At 62.5% G+C, this 20,028-nt stretch carries 16 protein-coding genes; 10 read left to right on the top strand and 6 right to left on the bottom strand.

Features of this window, described 5'->3' with window-relative positions; genetic code table 11:
• Positions 1–95 precede the first annotated feature (95 nt).
• Positions 96–839 carry an SDR family oxidoreductase gene (locus tag AC1DYM_RS17950; protein WP_477340642.1) on the bottom strand — a complete coding sequence of 248 codons (744 nt, stop codon included), beginning with the start codon at positions 837–839 and terminating at the stop codon, positions 96–98.
• 103 nt (positions 840–942) lie between these two features.
• On the opposite strand from AC1DYM_RS17950, the gene AC1DYM_RS17955 reads away from it, so the two are divergent.
• The 4 genes from AC1DYM_RS17955 to AC1DYM_RS17970 all read left to right on the top strand — a co-directional run bounded on the left by AC1DYM_RS17955 (position 943) and on the right by AC1DYM_RS17970 (position 5,276).
• Positions 943–1,854, top strand: a complete 912-nt coding sequence (locus AC1DYM_RS17955) for an AraC family transcriptional regulator (RefSeq protein WP_477340644.1) — start codon at positions 943–945, stop codon at positions 1,852–1,854.
• Positions 1,847–2,380: a dihydrofolate reductase family protein gene (locus tag AC1DYM_RS17960; protein WP_477340646.1), complete on the top strand. Its 534-nt coding sequence runs from the start codon at positions 1,847–1,849 to the stop codon at positions 2,378–2,380. Before AC1DYM_RS17955 ends, AC1DYM_RS17960 begins: the two co-directional genes overlap by 8 nt.
• A 134-nt stretch (positions 2,381–2,514) precedes the next feature.
• Positions 2,515–3,117, top strand: a complete 603-nt coding sequence (locus tag AC1DYM_RS17965; protein ID WP_477340648.1) for a YjfI family protein — start codon at positions 2,515–2,517, stop codon at positions 3,115–3,117.
• Positions 3,118–3,284: 167 nt separating this feature from the next.
• Complete coding sequence (locus AC1DYM_RS17970) at positions 3,285–5,276, top strand: SPFH domain-containing protein (protein WP_477340650.1); 1,992 nt, start codon at positions 3,285–3,287, stop codon at positions 5,274–5,276.
• 97 nt (positions 5,277–5,373) lie between these two features.
• Here the strand turns inward: AC1DYM_RS17970 and AC1DYM_RS17975 are convergent, their stop codons facing one another.
• Positions 5,374–6,360, bottom strand: coding sequence for a DJ-1/PfpI family protein (locus AC1DYM_RS17975; protein WP_477340652.1), 987 nt, complete (start codon positions 6,358–6,360; stop codon positions 5,374–5,376).
• Between the two features lie 80 nt (positions 6,361–6,440).
• Positions 6,441–7,430, bottom strand: coding sequence for a GlxA family transcriptional regulator (locus tag AC1DYM_RS17980; RefSeq protein ID WP_477340654.1), 990 nt, complete (start codon positions 7,428–7,430; stop codon positions 6,441–6,443).
• A gap of 142 nt (positions 7,431–7,572) precedes the next feature.
• Here AC1DYM_RS17980 and AC1DYM_RS17985 point away from each other — a divergent pair, with 142 nt between their 5' ends.
• From AC1DYM_RS17985 to AC1DYM_RS17995, 3 genes are all read left to right on the top strand, one after another.
• The gene (locus AC1DYM_RS17985; RefSeq protein WP_477340656.1) at positions 7,573–8,487 is read left to right on the top strand and encodes an MBL fold metallo-hydrolase; all 915 of its coding nucleotides are present in this window, start codon (positions 7,573–7,575) and stop codon (positions 8,485–8,487) included.
• 189 nt (positions 8,488–8,676) lie between these two features.
• Complete coding sequence (locus AC1DYM_RS17990) at positions 8,677–9,975, top strand: ABC transporter permease (RefSeq protein ID WP_477340740.1); 1,299 nt, start codon at positions 8,677–8,679, stop codon at positions 9,973–9,975.
• 8 nt (positions 9,976–9,983) lie between these two features.
• Positions 9,984–11,222, top strand: a complete 1,239-nt coding sequence (locus AC1DYM_RS17995) for an ABC transporter permease (protein ID WP_477340658.1) — start codon at positions 9,984–9,986, stop codon at positions 11,220–11,222.
• Positions 11,223–11,233: 11 nt separating this feature from the next.
• Here the strand turns inward: AC1DYM_RS17995 and AC1DYM_RS18000 are convergent, their stop codons facing one another.
• Together AC1DYM_RS18000 and AC1DYM_RS18005 are read right to left on the bottom strand one after the other, a co-directional pair.
• Positions 11,234–12,466, bottom strand: a complete 1,233-nt coding sequence (locus tag AC1DYM_RS18000) for a hypothetical protein (RefSeq protein WP_477340660.1) — start codon at positions 12,464–12,466, stop codon at positions 11,234–11,236.
• A 122-nt stretch (positions 12,467–12,588) separates the two neighbouring features.
• Positions 12,589–15,045: a TonB-dependent receptor gene (locus tag AC1DYM_RS18005; protein WP_477340662.1), complete on the bottom strand. Its 2,457-nt coding sequence runs from the start codon at positions 15,043–15,045 to the stop codon at positions 12,589–12,591.
• Positions 15,046–15,226: 181 nt separating this feature from the next.
• Between AC1DYM_RS18005 and AC1DYM_RS18010 the strand changes: the two genes are divergently transcribed.
• Positions 15,227–16,018: a TOBE domain-containing protein gene (locus tag AC1DYM_RS18010; protein WP_477340664.1), complete on the top strand. Its 792-nt coding sequence runs from the start codon at positions 15,227–15,229 to the stop codon at positions 16,016–16,018.
• On the opposite strand, the gene AC1DYM_RS18015 is transcribed toward AC1DYM_RS18010, so the two are convergent.
• The gene (locus AC1DYM_RS18015) at positions 15,937–16,968 is read right to left on the bottom strand and encodes a LysR family transcriptional regulator (RefSeq protein ID WP_477340666.1); all 1,032 of its coding nucleotides are present in this window, start codon (positions 16,966–16,968) and stop codon (positions 15,937–15,939) included. The genes AC1DYM_RS18010 and AC1DYM_RS18015 overlap by 82 nt on opposite strands.
• Before the next feature lie 132 nt (positions 16,969–17,100).
• On the opposite strand from AC1DYM_RS18015, the gene AC1DYM_RS18020 reads away from it, so the two are divergent.
• Both AC1DYM_RS18020 and AC1DYM_RS18025 read left to right on the top strand, forming a co-directional pair.
• Positions 17,101–17,847, top strand: a complete 747-nt coding sequence (locus AC1DYM_RS18020) for an SDR family oxidoreductase (RefSeq protein ID WP_477340668.1) — start codon at positions 17,101–17,103, stop codon at positions 17,845–17,847.
• Positions 17,848–18,007: 160 nt separating this feature from the next.
• Positions 18,008–19,981: a S1 family peptidase gene (locus tag AC1DYM_RS18025; RefSeq protein ID WP_477340670.1), complete on the top strand. Its 1,974-nt coding sequence runs from the start codon at positions 18,008–18,010 to the stop codon at positions 19,979–19,981.
• Positions 19,982–20,028: the final 47 nt, after the last annotated feature.

The following is a 20,028-nucleotide window of genomic DNA, read 5'->3' on the forward strand; positions in this document are numbered from 1 at the left end:
GGAGCCGATTCATCGGCGATCCCGCGGCTGCGGGGATTGTTGCCGCGAGCACCCAATCGACGATGTATCGGCTCCTACACAGAGCCGCCTCATCCTTATTCGGCAGCCCAGGCCTTGGCGTCGGCACCGGCGTAGATCCGGAATGGCGCGTGGGCATCGGTCACCGCTTGCCACACCGCTTCGTTGACGTCCTCGACCTTGGTTATCGGCGCGGAGGCATCCGTCAGGCTCGCCATCAGTTGCTGCGCGATGGGCGCATAAGCCTCGTGATCGAAGCCGTGCATGCGGCCGTGTCCGTTCTCCCCGAATCGCGTATCGGGCGCGCGGCCCGGCAAAACGATGTGCGTACGAATCCCGAATGTGGCGACTTCAGCAGCGAGCGTCTCGGTGAAAGAATTCACGGCAGCCTTGCTCGCCCGGTAAGCCGAGACTAGGGGCAGGGGCTTGAGGGTCACGCTCGAGGTGACGTTCACGACAACGCCTGCTTTGCGCTGGCGGAACTGGGGAAGCACCGCTTGGGTGACGGCCATCGTTCCGAACGTGTTCGTTTCGAACACGTCGCGAACCGTGTCCATCGAAAGCAGCTCCGCAGGTGCCGCGGTACCGATACCCGCATTGTTCACCAGCGCATCGATCGGACCGGCCGCCTCGATGGCCTGCCGGATGCTCGCCTCGTTCGTGACATCCAGCGGCAGAATCCGCAGGCGGTCGGACGCCGGAAGGAGGTCGGTGCGCGGGCTGCGCATCGTGGCCACCACGTTCCAGTCGCGCTCGAGGAAGTAACACGCTATCTCGAGGCCAAAGCCCGAGGAACAACCCGTGATCAAAACGGTTCTCATCCGGAAACTCCATTCATTGCCAGGTGCAATGAGGAGACGATAGGCTGTGCCCGCGGAACTCACTACACTCAGAGGTCCGAATTCCATTAGCAGGAGTACGGATTTGGTCGACCCGCTCACCGAAGTAGTCACGCTGCTCCAGCCGGTGACCCGGTTCTCCAAGCAGGTCGTTGGTGCGGGCCCCTGGCGTGTGAGCCGGTCGGAGCCGGGCGACCCGTTCTACTGCGTGGTCTTGCAGGGTGGGTGCCAGGTCGCCATCGATGATGGTGAGCCGATGGTGTTGTCGTCCGGTGACTTCATCCTCGTGCCGGTCAGCCATACCGTGGCATTGACCAGTCTCGAGCCGCCGCCGGAGGGCGTGGACTCGGCGCCGCCGGTGTGTCTGGCAAGCGGGGAATTCAGGATAGGCGAGGAAGGCCAGCCGCCCGATGTGCGCATGCTCGTCGGGCATTGCAGCTTCGCCTCGCCGGATGCTGCCTTGCTGGTTGCCTTGCTACCTCAGGTGATCCACGTGCGCGGTCAACACCGCCTGGCGACGCTGGTGCAGCTGGTGCGTGACGAATCACGCGAGCAGCGTCCCGCGCGCGAGGCCGTGCTTGCAAGGCTCGTCGAATTGTTGCTCATCGAAGCCTTTCGACTGACCACGGGCACGGGCGCGTCGCCTGGATTGGTGCGCGGCCTCGCCGACGCCCGTCTCGCGACCGCCATCCGCCTCATGCACGAGCGGCCGTCTCATCCATGGACGGTTGCCGATCTCGCCAAGGAAGCCGCGTTGTCGCGTACCACGTTTTTCGTGCGCTTCAGCCGCGAGGTCGGTGTTACGCCGATGGACTATCTGCTGTCCTGGCGCATGGCGCTGGCAAAGGATTTCCTGCGTCAGGGGCAGGGGCGTATAACGGAAATCGCCGAGCGCGTGGGCTACGGCTCGGCGAGCACGTTCAGTGTCGCTTTCACGCGGCATGTGCAGGTGTCTCCCACGCAATATGCCCGTGAACATGGAGCCGCCCATGGCTAAGTTTATTTTCGGCTTGAACCAGTCCCTCGATGGTTACGTCGACCATCAGGCGTTCGGTCCATCTCCTGCGCTCTTCCGTCACTTCATTGGGCAGGTGCGGGGCCAGGCCGGGATGATCTACGGTCGCCGCATGTATGAGGTGATGCGTTATTGGGATGACGACTCGGCGGATTGGGGCGCCGATGAGCGCGAATATGCCGAGGCGTGGCGAAGCCGGCCGAAGTGGGTCGTGTCGCGCTCACAGGACCCGGTCGGTCCGAACGCCACGCTCGTGTCTGGCGACATCGAGTCTGTGTTGAGAAGGTTGAAGGCCGACGTTGACGGAGACATCGAAGTCGCCGGACCGGACCTTGCGCACAGCCTGGGCGAGCTCGGTCTGATCGACGAGTATCAACTCTATGTTCATCCCGTCGTGTTTGGTCACGGCAAGCCCTTATTTGCAGGCCCGCGGCCGCGACTCCGTCTCGCGGCCAGCGATGTCATTGATGGGGACGTGATCCGGTTGACGTACGTCCCGGCTCAGTAACCTACTGAATCCTCTGAACTCCCCTTTCGAACTGCCTGCACCGCGCAACCTGTAATTGTGTAGCACCGTGGCGCCGGAGTAAGTTACGCCTAACATTACGCCTAACAGCATCCAGAGACGGATCAGGTCCACCTATGCCACCCACCAAGCAAGTCAGTACTGGAGCGGAGCGCCAGAAGGCGTTTCGTGACCGGATGACACGGATGGGCATGACGATCCCCAGGATCTACATGACCGAGGGCGAGCAGGGACTGGTCAGGGAGTTCCTGCGACATCACCGCAATGAGCGCACCGATCAGCTGATCGGTGGGATGGATTTGCAGGCCATGAGCCAGAAATGGACGACGCAGCGTTTGTTCGATGCGTTGCAGGAGCACGCCAGTCACCAGCAGCATTTGTCACGCGTGTGGCTCCAGGCCACGCCCGCGTCGATCGAGCTTGCGCTGGCCAGCTACGGGGACCAGCCGGTGCATCTGGTGGTGACCGAGTATGAAATACGCATGACGACGCCGCTGTGCGACCAACGCGCGGTGCGCGATCCGCTGCGTTTCAACGAGGCCTGCCTGCGCCTGGGTCCGAATATGCCGCTTTCGAACGTCGGCCTGGTCGGCTCGCATTACATTTTGTTTGGTCAGCTGTCCGCGCATTCGCCGCTGGCGAATATCGTCGAGGAACTCGACGTCATGGGCCGTAATGTGATCGATGCACAGGCCGAGCTCTCCCACCTGATCGGGTAAGGAAGACCGCCCAACCCCCTCTCGAATGATTTCTCTCTGCGCTGCGCAGCGGTGTCGGCCGCCTGCGCGTTGCGTTTCGTGTTGTTTCCGATGGTGTCGCTTTTTGATGTGCGGCGTTACTCCCCCGGTATTGATCCGGGCTCTTTTACCTACAAGGACATTCAGCCATGACCTGGCTTATTGCTATCGCAGTTGCCGTTGTCGTACTGATCGTGCTCTTCGTTTTATCCAATGTCATCGTTTATATCCCCAACGACCGTGTCGGCGTGGTCGAGCGCCTATGGGGTGCCCGTTCGGTCAGTCGTGGACTGATCGCGCTCGATGGTGAGGTCGGCTATCAGCCGAAAGTATTGCGTGGTGGCTTGCATTACTTCGCTCCGTTCCAGTATCGCGTCCACAAGGTCGACCTGGTGACCATTCCCCAGGGCGAGATCGGCTACGTGTTTGCGCGTGACGGTCATGACCTCGAGGAAGGCCAGGCCCTCGGCCGCACCATTTCGGAAGGCATCGAAGACGTCGCCGTGTTCTTGCGTGCCGGTGGCCAGAAAGGTCCGCAACGTACGATTCTTCGCGAAGGTACCTACGCGTTCAATGTAGCGCAGTTCGCCATTATCACGGCGTCGCGCGTGCATGGCCTGCTGCTGTCCGAAGAGGAACGCGGGACCATCGACCACATGGGCAGCGTGTTGAAAGAGCGCGGCGGCTTCTCGCCGGTCATCATCGGTGGGCGTCGCGAGAAAGCCTCGGCCGATGCCGACGACACCGCCAACGATATGCTGGGCGTGGTGACGGTACACGATGGCCCGGTCCTGCCGCCGGATGAAATCGTCGCGCCGCGCGTGGGTCAGGACACGGCCGACAAGACGACCTTCCACAACAACTTCCAGAACATCGATGCCTTCCTGCGCGCCGGCGGTAATCGCGGTCGGCAGCACCAGGTGCTGGTGGAGGGTACCTATTACATCAATCGCCTGTTCGCCACGGTGGACTTCATCCCCAAGACCGTCGTGCCGGTCGGCTTCGTCGGCGTAGTGGTTTCGTACATCGGCAAGACGGGTACCGATCGCTCGGGCGAGGGCTATTCGCATGGTGAGCTGGTCGACAGCGCGTGCCGGGGTGTGTGGAAAGAGCCCTTGCTCCCGGGCAAGTACGCGTTCAATACCTACGCCGGAAAGATCCAGATGGTACCGACGACCAACTTCATCCTGAAGTGGACGCCGGAGGTTACCAATGTGCACAAGTTCGACGAGAACCTTTCCGAAGTGTCGTTGATCACCAAGGACGCCTTCGAGCCGCTGCTGCCGCTGTCGGTGGTTGTCCACATCGACTACCGCAAGGCACCGCTGGTGGTGCAGCGCTTCGGTGACATCAAGCGCCTGGTCGACCAGACGCTGGACCCGATGGTCAGCGCCTATTTCAAGAACATCGGCCAGACGCGCACCCTGATCCAGCTGATCCAGAATCGCGCGGACATCCAGCAGGTCGCCAGTGTCGAGATGATGGAACGCTTTGCCGCCTATAACCTGGAACTGCAGGAGGTGCTGATCGGCACGCCGCATGGAAGCACCGGAAACGCGTCGGGCGCGCGCATCGATACGCTTCTGAACCAGCTGCGTGATCGCCAGGTGGCGATCGAACAAGTGGCCACGTTCGAACTGCAGGAGCAGTCTGCGGTGAAGGAGCGTTCGCTGCGCGAGGCTCGCGCCAAGACGGATATCCAGGCAGAACTCACCAATTCGGCGATCCATATCGACATCAAGAAGAACGTCGGTGACGCCAACGTGGTCGAGGCCACAAAACGCGCGAACGTGATCGGCATCGACGCGGACGCCGAACGTCGTCGCCTGACGGCCGAAGGTGATGGTCGTGCCTCGGCGATTGCCGCCGTGGGTAAGGCCGAAGCGGAGGCGATCCAGGCGAAGTCGGCGGCCTTGACGGGCGAGGGTGCCCGTTTGCAGCTGATCAATACGCTGGGCGCGCAGTTCGCCGAGGCGATTCGCGATGGGCATATCGCCATCGTGCCGAAGATCTCGCTGGGCGGTGGCGACGCCAGCGGGAACGGCTTGTCGTCGCTGATCCAGCTGGCGAGCTCGTTGTTGGCTGAGCGGGCCGATGAGGGGTTGTCCGAGGGGAAGGCGTTGCAGGCTTCGCAGGGATGATGTGACTAGGGCCGCTTCGGCGGCCCCTAGTGTTCCCCGCCTCGTGCACGTCAGCCTATGTTGCTGGCGTGCACGAGGTCCTTCAGGAACGGGGGGCCTAGCGGAACGGTGCTGCCACCAACACCATATCGAGATCGTAGTGCGACGCATCCACGCCCGGCCGCGTGGCAAAGCTCAGCGTGACGTCACGATTCTCCTGCCGACTGGTCCAGCGATGCGGACCAGCCGCTTTCCACAGGCCGGTCTTGCGCACCCCAACGTCGAGACGATCGAGCATCTCTGTGGCCGGCGTCGCCGTGTGGACGTGGTAATGCGTCTCCCACTTGTCCAGATCACCCACGGAAACATACTCGTCGAACTTCGCGTCCTTGGGCCAGTCGACGCCGGCCTGTACCTGTTGCTTGGTCAGGTAGCGATCGGCCAGGCGTGAGCGGACGAAGCCACCGTCGGGCTTCCAGTCGTATTCCAGGCGTAGGGCAACGGTGCGCGCTTCGTCGGTGCCGCGGACCTTCGCGACGACATGAAGCGCGGCGTCGATCCCGGACGAGAGACCGGCCGACGTCACCAGCTTGCCGTTGTCGGCCCAGCGCACATCGCGTATCACCTGGATCTTCGGGAAGGCCTTCGCCAGTTCGTCGATCCGTGGCGTGAACGTGGTCGCCTTGTCACCATCGAGCAGGCCCGTGGCGCCGAGGATGAAGGCGCCGGTGCAGATCGAGAGCACCTGCTTGGCCGGGACGGAGCGCTGGCGAATGAAGTCGAGAATGCGCGGATCACGCTGCGCGTCGGCAACGTCGCCACCCGGAATCATCAATACGTCGAACGGCGGGGCGTTCGCAAAGCTCGCGTCCGGCGTGACCTTCAGTCCCATTGCCGTGGTGACCGGTTTGCCATCCGGTGACACGGTGACCACGCCGAAGCCGGCATTGCCGAAGACTTCGTAAGGACCTGCGAAGTCGATGATCTGCACGCCATCGAACATCACGATGCCTACGCGAACCGGCGGGTCCGACATCGGCTCGTGGGCAGCGAACGCGGGCAGGGCAGACAACATGGCAACAAGCACCAGCAGATAGCGACGCATGGGTGATTCCTTTCCCTTGGTGGTGCCGCACCTTAACGCAATCGTCGCCACCGAATGCGACACCGAGCCCGCACAAACGGTCACGCGGGCGCGAAGCGCTCCCGATAGTCGCTGGGCGAATAGCCGAGCTGTCGGAGGAAGGCGCGGCGCATGGCTTCGTCGGAAGAGAATCCGCACTCCGTCGCGATGCGCTTGATGTCCCTGGTCGTGCTTTCGAGCAGCGGCTTGGCGGTTTCCACCCGCATCCGCTCCACGTACTTCTGAGGCGTGACACGAAAATGAGCGCCGAAGCGCCGGGTGAACTGGCGCGGACTCATGTGTACCCGCTCGGCAAGTGACGCGACGTCGAGACGGAGACGCAGGTTGTCAGCGATCCAGGTGGCCAGGGCGGCGAAGTGCTCCGGTTGTTCAAGCGCCTGAAGCTGCCCACTGAACTGGCTTTGTCCGCCGGAGCGCTTGCTCGCCATGACCATGCGTCGGGCGACCTTCAGTGCCAGCGCGTCGCCATGGTCGGCGCTGACCATGGCCAGCGCGAGATCCATGCCGGTGGTGATGCCCGCCGAGGTCCAGATGGGGCCGTCACGGGTGTAGATCGCGTCGGGCAGCACGCGCACGGCGGGATAGCGGTCGCGTAGCTCGGCGACATCGCTCCAGTGCGTGGTGGCCTCACGGTCGTCGAGCAAGCCCGCTTCGGCGAGGAGGAGGGCACCGCTGCAGATCGACGCCACGCGTCGTACACGCGATGAGGCCGCATGCAGCCAACTGACCAACGCGGTGTCGCCCCGTACACGGTCGACTGCGTCGCCCATGCCGCCACAGACCAGCAAGGTGTCTGTCTCTGGCGGCATGTCGGCATAGGTAGCATCGGGTAGCAATCGCATGCCCGAGGCGAGTTCGACCGGTGCGGCGGTCGCCGCGAGAACCCGCACGCTGTAGAGCGGGCCACGGCCGGGTGCATCGTCCTGCGCCTGGCGGCTGGCCAGCGCGAAGACCTCCAGGGGGCCGCTGATATCGAGCGACTGTGCCTGGGGGTAGACGAGCATGCAGATCATGCGAGGTGCGGGATGCATAGGACGGATTATCCGCGAAAGCCATGGGATTGGTGCGCGCCGGGCAACATCGTGAGGCCCCTCCGATGCCTACCGGGGCCTCCTGCCGAAACCTAGGATGGAACTCCATCCATTCCCACGCCGTGGTCAGCAGGAGAGCAAGATGAACGCAGTACACAGCCTTCCACATACCGTCGAAGCCGCATCCACCGACCTGGTTCCGTCGCGTTACGCCGTACGGATCGGCGACATCGACGTCATGGTGATCAGCGATGGCGTCTTGCCCATCGGGTTCGAGACGATGTCGACCAATGTCGACGCCGCAGGGCGGGCGGCCTGGCTGGACAACAGGCTTCTGCCGGAGACGTTCGACTGGGCCGTGAACGTCGTAGTGATTCGTAGCGGCGAGCAGACGATCCTGGTCGACTCCGGTCTTGGTGGCGAGTTCGAGGGCTTCCCGCGCGCCGGACAGCTGGTCAAGCGACTGCAGGCAGCCGGCATCGCCCTCGATGCCCTGACCGACATCGTGCTCACCCATTTGCATATGGATCATGTGGGCGGCCTGCTCGGTGCAGGCGTGAAGGAAAAGCTGCGTCCGGACGTGCGCATCCATGTGGCGGCCGCTGAACTGGCTTTCTGGGAAGCGCCCGATTTCTCCCGCACGGTCATGCCGTCGCCGATCCCGGACGTGCTTCGGGCGACCGCCAAGCAGTTCCTCGCCGACTATCGCAGCCGGATCCAGCCGTTCGAAGATGAGTACCAGGTCGCCCCAGGCGTCTTGGCCCGCCGTACCGGTGGTCACACGCCCGGCCATTGCGTGGTTCGCGTCACCTCCGGCGGAGACGCATTGACGTTCGCCGGCGACGCCCTGTTCCCTGTCGCTTTCGATCACCCGGATTGGCAGAACGGCTTCGAGCACGATCCCGAAGAAGCTGTGAACGTTCGCCTCCAGCTGTTCCGCGATCTGGCGGCGAGCGGTGAGCTGCTGGTGGCCACTCACCTGTCTTTTCCGTCCGTTGGCCGCGTAGCCACGAATGGCGATGGATACCGTTGGGTGCCGGGTTACTGGGACTACTAAGCGCTTGTAAAGCTGCTTACCGAAGAAGGCACGGCGTCATGGACGCCGTGCCTTTGCTTGTCCGGCTGTCCGGTGAGGATTGTCCGCGGACACACCAAAGATCGCACGGATCGGCATGGGGCGGGGTTGGTCTGGTTCTTGCTAAAGTCTCTGGACACGTAACGATGGGTGCGTGACGACAGGGATTTCATGCTTGCCTACCACTTCAGGCTCGGACTGCGAAGCCTTCGCCGCAACCCTTTTCTCACGGCACTGATGGTGATAACCATCGGTATCGGCGTCGCCTCGTCCATGACGACATACGCGGTGTTCCGCGCGACCTCGAAGAATCCGATTCCCGCCAAATCGTCCCGTCTGTTCATTCCGCAGATCGATAGCTGGGGACAGACCGCCAGCGCCGATGATGGCGGCGAACCGCCAGACATGCTGAACTACACCGATGCGATGGCATTGATGCGGGATCGTCGGGCACGATTCCAGACGGCGATGTACCCGATCGATGTTTCGGTCATGCCGACCCGCCAGTCGCGCCTGCCTCTTCAGGTGAGCACGTACGCCACGTACGCCGACACATTCCCCATGTTCGACATACCTTTCCTGTTCGGAAGTGCCTGGTCTTCGACCGATGACCAAGCGCATGCCGCAGTGGCGGTGATCAGCCGGTCGCTCAATGACACGCTGTTTGGCGGCGACAACAGTGTCGGAAAGGAGCTCATGCTCGATCACCACAGCTACCGCATCGTGGGCGTGCGAGACACCTGGAATCCCCAGCCGCTTTTCTACGACGTGAAGATGCTGGGTGCTTTTGGCGAGGCCGCCCAGGTCTTCATTCCGTTTACGACAGCGATCGACGCCAGGATACCCACCGCCGGTGCCAACCTGTGCAAGACCAGTTCCGACAGCGGATGGGATACCTGGCTCGTCTCCGACTGTACCTGGATCTGGTTCTGGGTCGAGCTACCCGATGGAAAAACCGTGGCTGGCTATAGGGATTATCTCGACGCCTACTCGGCGGAACAAAGGCGGGCAGGTCGGTTCCACTGGGCACCCAACATACGCCTCCGCGATGTGATGCAATGGCTCGACTACAAGCAGGTGGTTCCTGCGGAGTCGAGAATTTCGTTGCTGATCTCCCTCGGCTTTCTGACCATCTGCCTGGTCAACACCGTAGGCTTGTTGTTAGCCAAGTTCATGCGACGCGCACCCGAGATTGCTGTTCGCCGCGCGCTGGGTGCTCCCCGCAAGGCGATCCACGAACAGTTTCTCATCGAGGCAGGCATGGTTGGGTTGGCCGGTGGGCTGTTGGGGCTGGTGTTGACGGGGGCGGGCATGACAGGCATTGGCCTGGTGTTCGAGCCGGCGATCGCACGTCTTGCCATGTTCAATGTGTCGCTGGTCGCGCTTACCGTCGTTGCCGCTGTGTCGGCCACCGTCCTGGCGGCGATCTATCCCGCCTGGCGCGCCGCATCGGTGAAGCCAACGTGGTGACCGGCTTCATGAGCCGCCTGCAGATCAGGCCGATCCTGAGCGCTCTCAAGCGGCACAAGGCGGGAACGATCCTCATCGTCCTGCAGATCGCCCTGACGTTTGCGGTCATTTGCAATGCTTTTTTCATCGTCGAGCAACGGATCGATCGCATGTCCAGGCCAACGGGCATGGTCGAGAGCAATATGCTCACGCTTCAATACCGTTGGGCTGGCGTCGACGCCGGCCGTATCCCTGCGCTTACCAGAGCGGATCTTCGGGCCCTGCGCGAACTACCCGGGGTCGAAGATGCAACACAGGCCGGGTCGTATCCGCTGTCGGGACACAGTTCGACCGAGGGCATTCGCATCGATCCAGATGCCAAGGCGCGCATAGCACTGGCCGCGGAATACTTCACGGATGACCATGCACTTGCCACGATGGGCGCACGCTTGATCGCTGGCAGGAACTTTCGAAAGGATGAAGTCACTTTCCTCGATCCGTCGCGAATCACCTCACCTGCCCAGGTCATTATCACCAAAGCCCTTGCGGACAAGGTCTATCCCGACGGCCTGGCGCTCGGCAAGCCGATCTATGTCGGCAATAGCCATCCGTCGCCGAGTACAGTGATCGGCATTGTCGAGCGCCTGCAGGCGCCGTCGCCCACGGCGAGCTTCTCGAACGATGCGATCCTGGTGCCACAGCTCCTTTCGGAAACGACCGGTAACTACCTTGTCAGGAGCAAACCGGGGCAGCTCGAGACCCTGTTCCGCGAGGCGCCGGCCGCATTGATCAAGCTCGACAACATGCGCGTGTTCCCGGTGGGCGAAGGCATTCGCACCTTCGAGGCAGTCCGCGCACAGGCGTACAAGGTCGATCGTGGCATGGCCTTGTTGATGATCGCGATCTGCGGGTTACTGCTCGTGACGACGGCCGCCGGTATCGTTGGGCTGTCCAGTTTCTGGGTGTCGCAACGCCATCAGCAGATAGGCATGCGCCGCGCACTCGGCGCTACCCGGCGCGACATCCTCAGCTACTTCCTGACCGAAAATCTGTTGATTGCCTCAGGCGGCATTGGTCTGGGCATCGTCCTGGCCCTGTCACTGAATCTATGGATGGTCGCCCATTTCGAAATGCATGCACTTCCCGTGAAGTACGTCGTGCTAGGGGTGATCGTCATTCTGGCGCTCGGCCAGGGCGCCGTGTTGACGCCCGCGATGCGGGCATCGCGAACCTCACCGATCGAAGCGATTCGGCATAGTCGAAGCTAGAGCACTTTGGCTCAGTCGCGGTTCCACTTGCACACGCTGCTCAGTACCACGAAAAAGCGTCCGTTGCCCATCGGCTTGACGACTACGCCGTCCACTACCTGGCCCTCCTGCTTGACCGTGACATCTGCCTGCAGGATGCTTTTGGCATGCGTCTGCACTTGCTCGTAGTCCGTCCACGTGTACATGGTGTTCGTTGCAGGCTCGAACGAAGCCCCGGGATGGGCGCGCGTCGTCGTCGCATCTCCTTCGAAGATGGCCATGATGATGTAGCGGCCCGGCTTGATGCGGGTGAACTTGAAATCGCCCTTGAAATTCGTCTTGCCATCGATTCGCGTATCGAAAATGCGCTTGTCGATATCGACCCGAACCTTGTCGCCCTTGTAGCGATTGGCGTCGATCAGGTCGATCGATTGCTTCAGGTACGTGCTGTAAGGAAACAAAGTGATGGGCTGATTCGGCGTGGTCTGCTGTTGACCGGCAACGAGGCCGCACGTGAATCCGCTGATCGTCGAGGTACCTTCGGAAAGTGCGTTGGCATCGACGTCCGACGGATTGAACGTGGACTTGGGCGTGACGACCTTGCGGGTGTCGGCCACGTCAGGCGCCGCACCACGATCATTGGGGTTTCTGGCGAAGTTTGCCTGGGGGCTGGCTGCTGGTGCAGCGACGCCAGCGACATTCGCCTGAGCGGTGGCAACGGCATCGGCGACAGCCTGCTCTTCTGTCATGCCGCCATTGAGCCTGGCGAGGAGGGGCAGGGCCAACACCGCGTTCTGCGTGCCTTTCTTGGCGCTGGCGTTTGCGGATTGACCCTTCAGGTCGGCCGCATCGAAGAACGAGCAGATATTGCCTTGCGCATTGGCCGCGACCACGCCTTCCTTGAGCTGGAACGCGATGATGGCCGAGTCGGTCTTCGGCGACACCATCAGCACAATGGGAAAGCCGCGTGCTGCCGTTGTCGCCTTCTGCGCCACCACCGTGGTCATGAGGCCATCGGCCGCGACCTTGGTGTCGCCCACTGCCTGGAAATGGATCTTCTCGGCGCTGGCCTTGAGACTGGCCATGGCTTTGTTGCCGTCCAGCCCGTACAAGCCGACAAAGCTTTGATGGACCGTACCGCCGCCCGTGGCGGGCGTCGCGGTGTAGTTCTGTTCGCATTCCGTCGCAGCGTGGGCAGCGAGGCCCACCATGGCAGTTGCGGAAACGAGCGTCCGTGCCAACAACATCACTGATCGTGAAGCCATGCGATCCTTCCCCTTAGCCATCAACTCCGTGAGCGCGGAGATTAACGCAAACGGGGTCTCCATGGCATGGGGAACCGCCATGGTGCGTCATCACTAAGGCATACCGAGGTCGGTCCGTCATCCTAGAAGTGCGCGCGTAGCGTCACCCCCACCATCCTCGGATCGCTGGGCTGACCCAGGATCAGACCAGAGTTTCCGGTCTGGACCGTGAGTGCGGTGATGTAGTTCCGGTCGAACAGGTTGCGCGCAAACACGTCGACTTCCCAGTTGTCGTTGAAGCGATAACCGACACTTCCGTTGACGACCGCATAGCCGGCGATCTTTGTGTAAATGGAATTGGCTGTATCGGAGTTGTAGCCGCTGCGCGCGCTCGTATCGGCATGGACAAGGAACGCGTCGTTGCCGATCGGCAGCTCATAATCGAAGCCGATCGATCCCGCCCATTTGGACAGGCCGGCCAGCGGCAGGCCGGTGAGTACATAGGCACCGGGAACATCGGGATTGCCCCGTGGATTGGAGGTCTTGATCGCCAGGTTGGCTGGCGGATTCAGCGGCTGGCAACCGCCAGCGGCGTTCGGGTTCTGCCATTCGAGCGGGCAGGGACCTTTCGGGTAATCCGTGTACTTGCCATCGGCATAGGCGAAGGACGCGCGCAAGGTGAAGCCCGTGAAGAGCAGGGCGGCAAAGTCGCCCTCGACGCCTTTCACCGTGACTTCGGGGATGTTCGCCGGATAGGTACGCAGAGCCGCCGTTTCGGTACTGGAGGTGACGTTGGCCTGGTAGTTGCCGACTTCCGTGTGATACGCGGCGAGATCGAACGTGGCGCGGCCATCCCACCATGCTGACTTGATGCCTGTCTCCCAGGTCCTGTTGATCTCGTCCTTGATCACGGCGGTGGCCAGCGCGGGATTGTTGGCCGCATCCAGCGGCAGCCCGGACATGTTGAGCCCGCCGGATTTGTAACCGTAGGCGTAGCTCACGTAGCCCATCAGGGCATCGGTGAACTGATAGGCGACGTTGACCCGGCCCGACGGATTGCCACCGCTATCAGACGCGCTGTAGCTCTGCGGGCGGAAAAGCGAAAGCTTGGCGTTGTCCTGCACGGAACCGGGTGTCGTCGGCAGGCCGCCGGAGACAGTCGTTGAATACGTTCCGTTCTTGTCTTCGTAGGTATAGCGCAGGCCCAGCGTAGCGGTCAGGCGATCGGTGAGCTTGTAATTCGCCTCGCCGAAAGCCGCGTAACTCTTCATCCGGTAGTGCGAGTCACCGAACTGGCCGTAACCGTCCGCGAGCGCGTCGGGCATGCCGGGGAAACTCGTCGTGCTGACCAACCAATACGTCGCGGCCGGGCCGTAAATGCTGATCGGCTTGCCGTTGATTTCCTGGGTGTAGAAGTAGAGGCCGCCCACGTAGCTGAAAGGCCCGTCACCGTTGGAGGCGACGCGGAATTCCTGGCTGTACTGGTCCTGTCGCGAAGGAATGCGCTGGACTGTCTGGATGGGAACGCCGATGTAGTCACGGTCGTTGGCGACATCCCACTTCCAGTAACGCCAGGCCGAGATCGAGGTCAGCGTCACGGCACCGACGTTCCAGTCGGCATTGAGCGAGACGCCGCCATCCTGGGTATCGATGTGCAGCGGTGCGTCGATGTCGGTCAATCGATCGTAGACATTACGGCTCGGCGGCACGTACGCCGGGAATCCATGCGCGGGAAGGTTGGCGGCAAGGCCATTGAACTGCCTGGCGGCGCCGCGCAGGCTGCTTCCCACGCGGAGGTAGTTCTGCGTGCAGCAATCCGAATCGAGGTTCGAGACATCGCCGATCAGCCGTACATTCAAGCTATCGTCCGGCTTGAACAACAGTTGGCCACGCAGGGCGTAATTGTTGATCTCGTTCTCGTCCTTGCCGGTGGTGACGTTGTGCAGGGATCCGTCTTTCTCGGTGAACTGCGCTGAGAAGCGGCCCGCGACGGTCTGCGTCAGCGGCCCCGAGACCGTACCCTTTGCCTGCAGAAAGCCCTGGTCGCCGTACGAGATCTCGCCGCTTCCCTCTGGTGTAAAGGTCGGCGCACGGCTGGTGATGTTGATTGCCCCGGCGGTGGTGTTCTTGCCGAACAGGGTTCCCTGCGGCCCACGAAGCACTTCGATGCGATCGATATCGGTGAAGTCGAAGGCGGCCGTCGCCGGACGACCATGGTAGACACCGTCGACATAGAAGCCGACACCGGGCTCGATACCGTCGTTCGCCGCGCTGACCGACAACGTGTTCGAACCCAGGCCGYGTATCGTATACGCCGTATTACGCGGGTTGGCAGAGTTGTAGTAGAGGGACGGGACGAGCTGGCTGAGTTGTTGGGTGTTGACCGTGTATGAGCGGTCGAGCCATTCGCCGCTGACCACCGAGACGGCCATGGGGACCTTCTGCAGATCCTCCTCACGCTGGCGGGCGGTAACGGTGACACTGCCGAGCGTCGTGGTGTCCTTCGTGTCGTCGGCGGCTGTGGGACCGCCCGCGACCTGTGCGGCTACCGCAAATACCGGACATAGCAGCGCCACGGCGCCGAGGACGAGCCTCTTCATGGTGTCTCCCCTTGTCCCAGACGGGCTGGTGTGTCCCAAACTCGATATATAGCGGACTATATAGCGAATTATCGAGGCTACAAGATGGCCCTGCCGGCGGCATGTAGATTCCGGCGCCCCGTTTGGACGCAGCGGCCGTGAGGGGCGTTAGACTGCCCCCGTCCTACGAATCGGTAACGGCATGCTCCAGTACGAAGGCTCCCTGTGGCTCTCCGATGGCGCGCGGCGCTGGGGCGGGCCGGACCGCGTGGAACTGCTGACCCAGGTCGGACTCACCGGATCGATCACCGCTGCCGCGAAGGCGGTGGGCATGAGCTACAAGGGCGCCTGGGATGCGGTCGAGGCGATGAACAACCTGGCTGGCGAGCCCCTTGTGCTACGTGCCACCGGCGGTAAAGGCGGCGGAGGAGCGAGGCTGACCCCGCGAGCCGAGCGCCTGATCGCCTCCTTTCGCAGCATCGAATCGGCCCATCGTTTGTTCGTCGAGCATCTGGCTTCGCTCGGTGACGAGGCGACCGACGACATCCACCTCTTGAGGCACCTGACCATGCGAACCAGTGCGAGAAACCAGCTTGCCGGCGTTGTCGATCATGTCCAGCAAGGCGCGGTCAACGACAGCATCGCTATCCGAACCACGGGCGGCACCACCCTGATCGCGACCGTCACTCGTGAAAGTACGGACAGCCTCGCCCTGGCACCGGGACGACCGGTCATCGCGTTGATCAAGGCTAGCTGGGTAATGCTTGGGCTACCGGGAGAAGGGCGTCTATCGGCCTCGAACCAGCTGCCTGGAAAGGTTGAGCGGATTCATCCCGGCGCGGTGAATTCCGAGGTGACGGTAGCGATCGAAGGGGGAGGGACGATCACCTCGATCATCACCAAGGACAGCGTTCAGAGCCTGGGCCTTGCCGAGGGCGTAGACGTCCTGGCCATCTTCGACGCGGCGTCGGTCATCGTGGGCGTGACCGACTGAATGCCGCGGGTCCGGGCCGCAGCCAGCTCGCTGGCGTCGAGCACGTGTTCCGAAGTGTGGCCCAGCCGCTCCGCGACAAGATCGACGAAGGAGCGCACGCGCGACGGCTGCGCGGCCCGGCTTCCGTAGTAGACGTACACGCTCATGTGGTCGGCAACGTGTTCGGTGAGCAGGGGAACGAGCCGCCCGGCGCGGATCAGCGGTGCCACCGCAAGGCTTGCCAGCAGGCCGATCGCGTGGCCCGACAGCACGGCTTCGATTTCTAGCTCAGCATCGTTCGTCGATAGCGATGGATTGAGATCCAGCGAGATCACCTCGTCATCTCGCTTGAGCAGCCAGGGCAGGACGCGACCGGTGGCGGAATGTCGAAGCACGCTGCAGCGATGCAGGGCCAGCTGTTCGATCGACGTCGGCGCACCATGAGCGGCGATATACGACGGTGCCGCACAGACGATCAGTTGCATGGCGAAGAGGCGCCGAGCGGCGACGCCGCCTTCCGGCGCCGAACCGATGCGAAAGCCGACGTCGGCGCGGTCGTTCACCCAGTCACCGACGCGGTCGTCGAGCTTCAGGTGCGCTTCGACCGCAGGGTGAAGGTGACAGAACTCGTCGATCAGTGGCCATAACATCGGCTTGAAACCGTAGCGCGGGGCGACGATGCGTAACGGCCCGGCGATCTCGTCCTTGGCGGTGCGGACACTATCGATGGCGCGCTCGAGGGCGGCCAGCGCCGGCTGCGCACCTTCCAGGAACTGCTGCCCCTCGGAGGTCAGCGCGATGCTCCGCGTGGTTCGGTGCAGCAGCCGTACGCCGAGCCGCTGTTCCAGCATCGCCAGCGACTTGCTCGCTGCCTGGGCGCTGATGCCGTGGGCCGCCGCGGCTCGCCGGATGCTGCCCAATGCCACCGCCTTGGTGAAAAGGTCGATCGCGCGCATGTCGTTGACGGCCATCTGGCGCCTCGCATCGGGAAATCAGCAGCCGCCAGTATCAACCAATGGTTGCTAGTGGATCAACGCCAGAACCACTACCGGGTTGATGGCCACCTTCCTACAGTCGCTCCCAATCATTCACTGGAGGGCACCATGAGCGACAACATCATTGGGAAGGTCATCGTCATCACGGGAGCCAGCAGCGGACTGGGACTGGCGGCCGCGCGCCTGCTGACGGCGCAGGGCGCGCGCGTCGTGTTGGGTGCGCGGCGTATCGATCGACTGCAGGAACTGGCCGAGGAACTGAATGCGCCCGGGCAGCGCGCGCTGGCCGTCGCGACCGACGTGACCGTGCGTGGAGACGTGAAGCGTCTCGTCGATACCGCGGTGGAGACATTCGGCCGTGTGGACGTCATGGTCAACAACGCGGGGGTCATGCCGCAGTCGCCGCTGGCCCGGCTGAAGATCGACGAGTGGGACCAGACCATCGACGTCAACCTGAAGGGCGTGTTGTACGGGATCGCAGCGGCACTGCCGTACATGCAGCGGCAGATGGCCGGGCAGATCGTCAACGTGTCGTCCACGGCGGGCCATAAGGTCATGCTCAATGGTGCCGTTTATAGCGCGACCAAGCACGCGGTGCGCGCGTTGTCGGAAGGCCTGCGACAGGAGGTGAAGGAGTGGAACATCCGCACCACGGTCATTTCGCCGGGCGCCGTCGACAGTGAACTTCCGGGTAGCTCATCGGAGTTGGACATGAAGACACGCCTCGACGACTTCTATCGGGCCGTCGCGATTCCCGCCGCCTCGTTCGCTCGCGCGCTTGCCTTCGCTATCGACCAGCCCGACGACATGGACGTCAACGAAATCGTGTTCCGGCCGACTCGCCAGGTGCCTTGAGAGCGTTCCCAGGGGCGAAGGCAAACCCCGGGGTCTGGGGGCTTAATGGTGGCCACCCTCGGGCGAGCATGAGGCAGTCCCTCAGCAGGCTGGTTGGAGGCGGGCGAAACGCGCTATCGTCGGCCGCGGTTCAAAATCCAGTCACCCAACGAGCGAATGCATGCGCACTCACGGACGTCTCTGCTGCCTCACCTTGTTCTCGATTGCCTCCTGGTTCGCACCGGGCCTATCCGCCGCCACCCTTGACGCGTCGCATTTACCTGTCGTCAAAGGCGCCACTTTCGAGGTGGTGCTGGCGAAACCCGACGATTCCGCCGCGCGTTACGAGAAGCCGCTGCCACTGGAAAAGCTCCCGTTCCAGTACCGCAACGACAAATACAATTCGATCGGAACAGCCTTCGCCATCGGCAAGAACCGGTTCGTCACCGCGTTTCATGTCGTGGTCGACGGTATCGGTGGCCGCGTAGGCCCGCCCTTGCTGCGCGACGCCAACGGCAAAGTTTTCGCCATCGACAAGGTCGTCGGGTTTTCACTCGCACAGGATTTTGTCGTCTTTACGGTGGTCGATGCACCCGATGTGAAGCCTCTCGCCGTCGATCGCAATAGCCATCTGAACGAAGCGGTCTATGCGGTCGGCAATGCGCTGGGCACGGGCGTTGTCGTCCGGGACGGCCTGTATACCTCGGACACGCCGGAAGACGAGAACGGTCAATGGAAGTGGATCCGCTTCTCCGCAGCGGCATCGCCGGGCAATAGCGGCGGCCCCTTGCTGGACAAGGATGGAAAGGTGATTGGCGTGGTGTTGCGCAAGTCACCTAACGAGAATCTCAACTTCGCACTGCCTATCGGTCTGGTGCTCGATGCGCCAACCAAGTCGGTGGATTCGGAACGTCGCATTTCCGGTCGTGCGATCTTCATGGATACGACCCAGGACGGGATGTTTCATGTGCATGTCGACTTACCGCTTGCGTTCGGCGATTTCGCCAGGAGCTACCAGTCACAGGCCGATGCTTTTTTCGACGACCAGTGGAAGCAGCTGTTGACCAAGGAGGACGCTAATCTGTTCCCCAAGGGCGACGGCAGCAAGAAGATCCTGGCTTCCAGTGCGCCACTGGATACGTATCCCATGGCACTCCGTCGCGAATCCAACAACGAGTGGACGTTCTGGAGTCCCCAACACGGCAAGACGCAGCTGCCCGGTAACGGCTTCGTCGATATCGGCACGCTTGGAAAAATCGGCTTGCTGCACGTGCGCAAGCCGGACGACCTGCCTCTGGCGAAGCTCTATGCGGACCCGGCTGGCCTTGTCGACCTCATTTTCAAGACCGTCCCATTCACGCGTGAGGTGGGCGACGAGAAAGTCAGGATCACGTCACTGGGTCCGCCGCTCAGCGACGTTGTCTTCGTCGATCGGTGGCATCGCCGCTGGCAACATCGCGAATTTGCCATCCCGGCGGTGGACGGCGTGCTCGAGCTCTATTCGATGCCCGTGCCCGACGGTTACATCGTTCTTCTTTTCACCTCGGCGTACCGTGCCCGGCACACGGAGAGCGCCCAGACCGAAACGCTCATCGGCCTGATCTCCACCACCTACGACGGCAGCTTCGCCGCCTGGAAGGAATTCCTGCAGCAAGGCGATTGGGTGCCTGCCGACCTCGCGGCGGCGAAGCTCGACATCACCTACGGCAAGCGGTTCTCCATCGCACCCGCAGGCTTCTCTCTGGCATACGGTGCGGATCTGCAGCCGGTCGAGGCCAATGGCGAGCTCGCCGTCAGCTATGGCTACCTCGGCCGCGATGGCGGCGCGACACTGGGCATCGCGGGCGTAAGCGCTCAGCCCGACATGGACAAGTACACGGAGATACGCGTCAACCGGCATCCGAAACCCTTCGCCGACTCGCCGCGTGACTATCTTTCGGCCTGGAAAGACATGATAAATCGGGTGCATCCCGAAGACGGACAGCCGTACAAGGACTCCGGCATGATCTGGGCGGGAACGACGCTAGGCACCCCAGGTGCGGACGCCAATGTGCTCTATACCCTGTTCTACGGAAGCGATGCGAATCCGTCGGATGCGGTAACCAAACAGAGGCTGGCGGCCGCGGCGAAGGGAGCCACGGTTCACGAGCACTGATGGGACGGGCGGGGGGCCGCTCAATCACGCGGTCTGTGCGAAAATGA

This window comes from Luteibacter sp. P1_D3, from assembly GCF_056406135.1.

Bases quoted from the DNA above. Each gene is read 5' to 3' on its own strand.
- AC1DYM_RS17995 (WP_477340658.1), top strand. From the start codon at position 9,984: ATGAGCCGCCTGCAGATCAGGCCGATCCTGAGCGCTCTCAAGCGGCAC.
- AC1DYM_RS17960 (WP_477340646.1), top strand. From the start codon at position 1,847: ATGGCTAAGTTTATTTTCGGCTTGAACCAGTCCCTCGATGGTTACGTC.
- AC1DYM_RS18010 (WP_477340664.1), top strand. From the start codon at position 15,227: ATGCTCCAGTACGAAGGCTCCCTGTGGCTCTCCGATGGCGCGCGGCGC.
- AC1DYM_RS17975 (WP_477340652.1), bottom strand. From the start codon at position 6,360: ATGCGTCGCTATCTGCTGGTGCTTGTTGCCATGTTGTCTGCCCTGCCC.
- AC1DYM_RS18000 (WP_477340660.1), bottom strand. From the start codon at position 12,466: ATGGCTTCACGATCAGTGATGTTGTTGGCACGGACGCTCGTTTCCGCA.
- AC1DYM_RS18015 (WP_477340666.1), bottom strand. From the start codon at position 16,968: ATGGCCGTCAACGACATGCGCGCGATCGACCTTTTCACCAAGGCGGTG.
- AC1DYM_RS18020 (WP_477340668.1), top strand. From the start codon at position 17,101: ATGAGCGACAACATCATTGGGAAGGTCATCGTCATCACGGGAGCCAGC.
- AC1DYM_RS17990 (WP_477340740.1), top strand. From the start codon at position 8,677: ATGCTTGCCTACCACTTCAGGCTCGGACTGCGAAGCCTTCGCCGCAAC.
- AC1DYM_RS17965 (WP_477340648.1), top strand. From the start codon at position 2,515: ATGCCACCCACCAAGCAAGTCAGTACTGGAGCGGAGCGCCAGAAGGCG.
- AC1DYM_RS17950 (WP_477340642.1), bottom strand. From the start codon at position 839: ATGAGAACCGTTTTGATCACGGGTTGTTCCTCGGGCTTTGGCCTCGAG.
- AC1DYM_RS18025 (WP_477340670.1), top strand. From the start codon at position 18,008: ATGCGCACTCACGGACGTCTCTGCTGCCTCACCTTGTTCTCGATTGCC.
- AC1DYM_RS17980 (WP_477340654.1), bottom strand. From the start codon at position 7,430: ATGCATCCCGCACCTCGCATGATCTGCATGCTCGTCTACCCCCAGGCA.
- AC1DYM_RS17985 (WP_477340656.1), top strand. From the start codon at position 7,573: ATGAACGCAGTACACAGCCTTCCACATACCGTCGAAGCCGCATCCACC.
- AC1DYM_RS17970 (WP_477340650.1), top strand. From the start codon at position 3,285: ATGACCTGGCTTATTGCTATCGCAGTTGCCGTTGTCGTACTGATCGTG.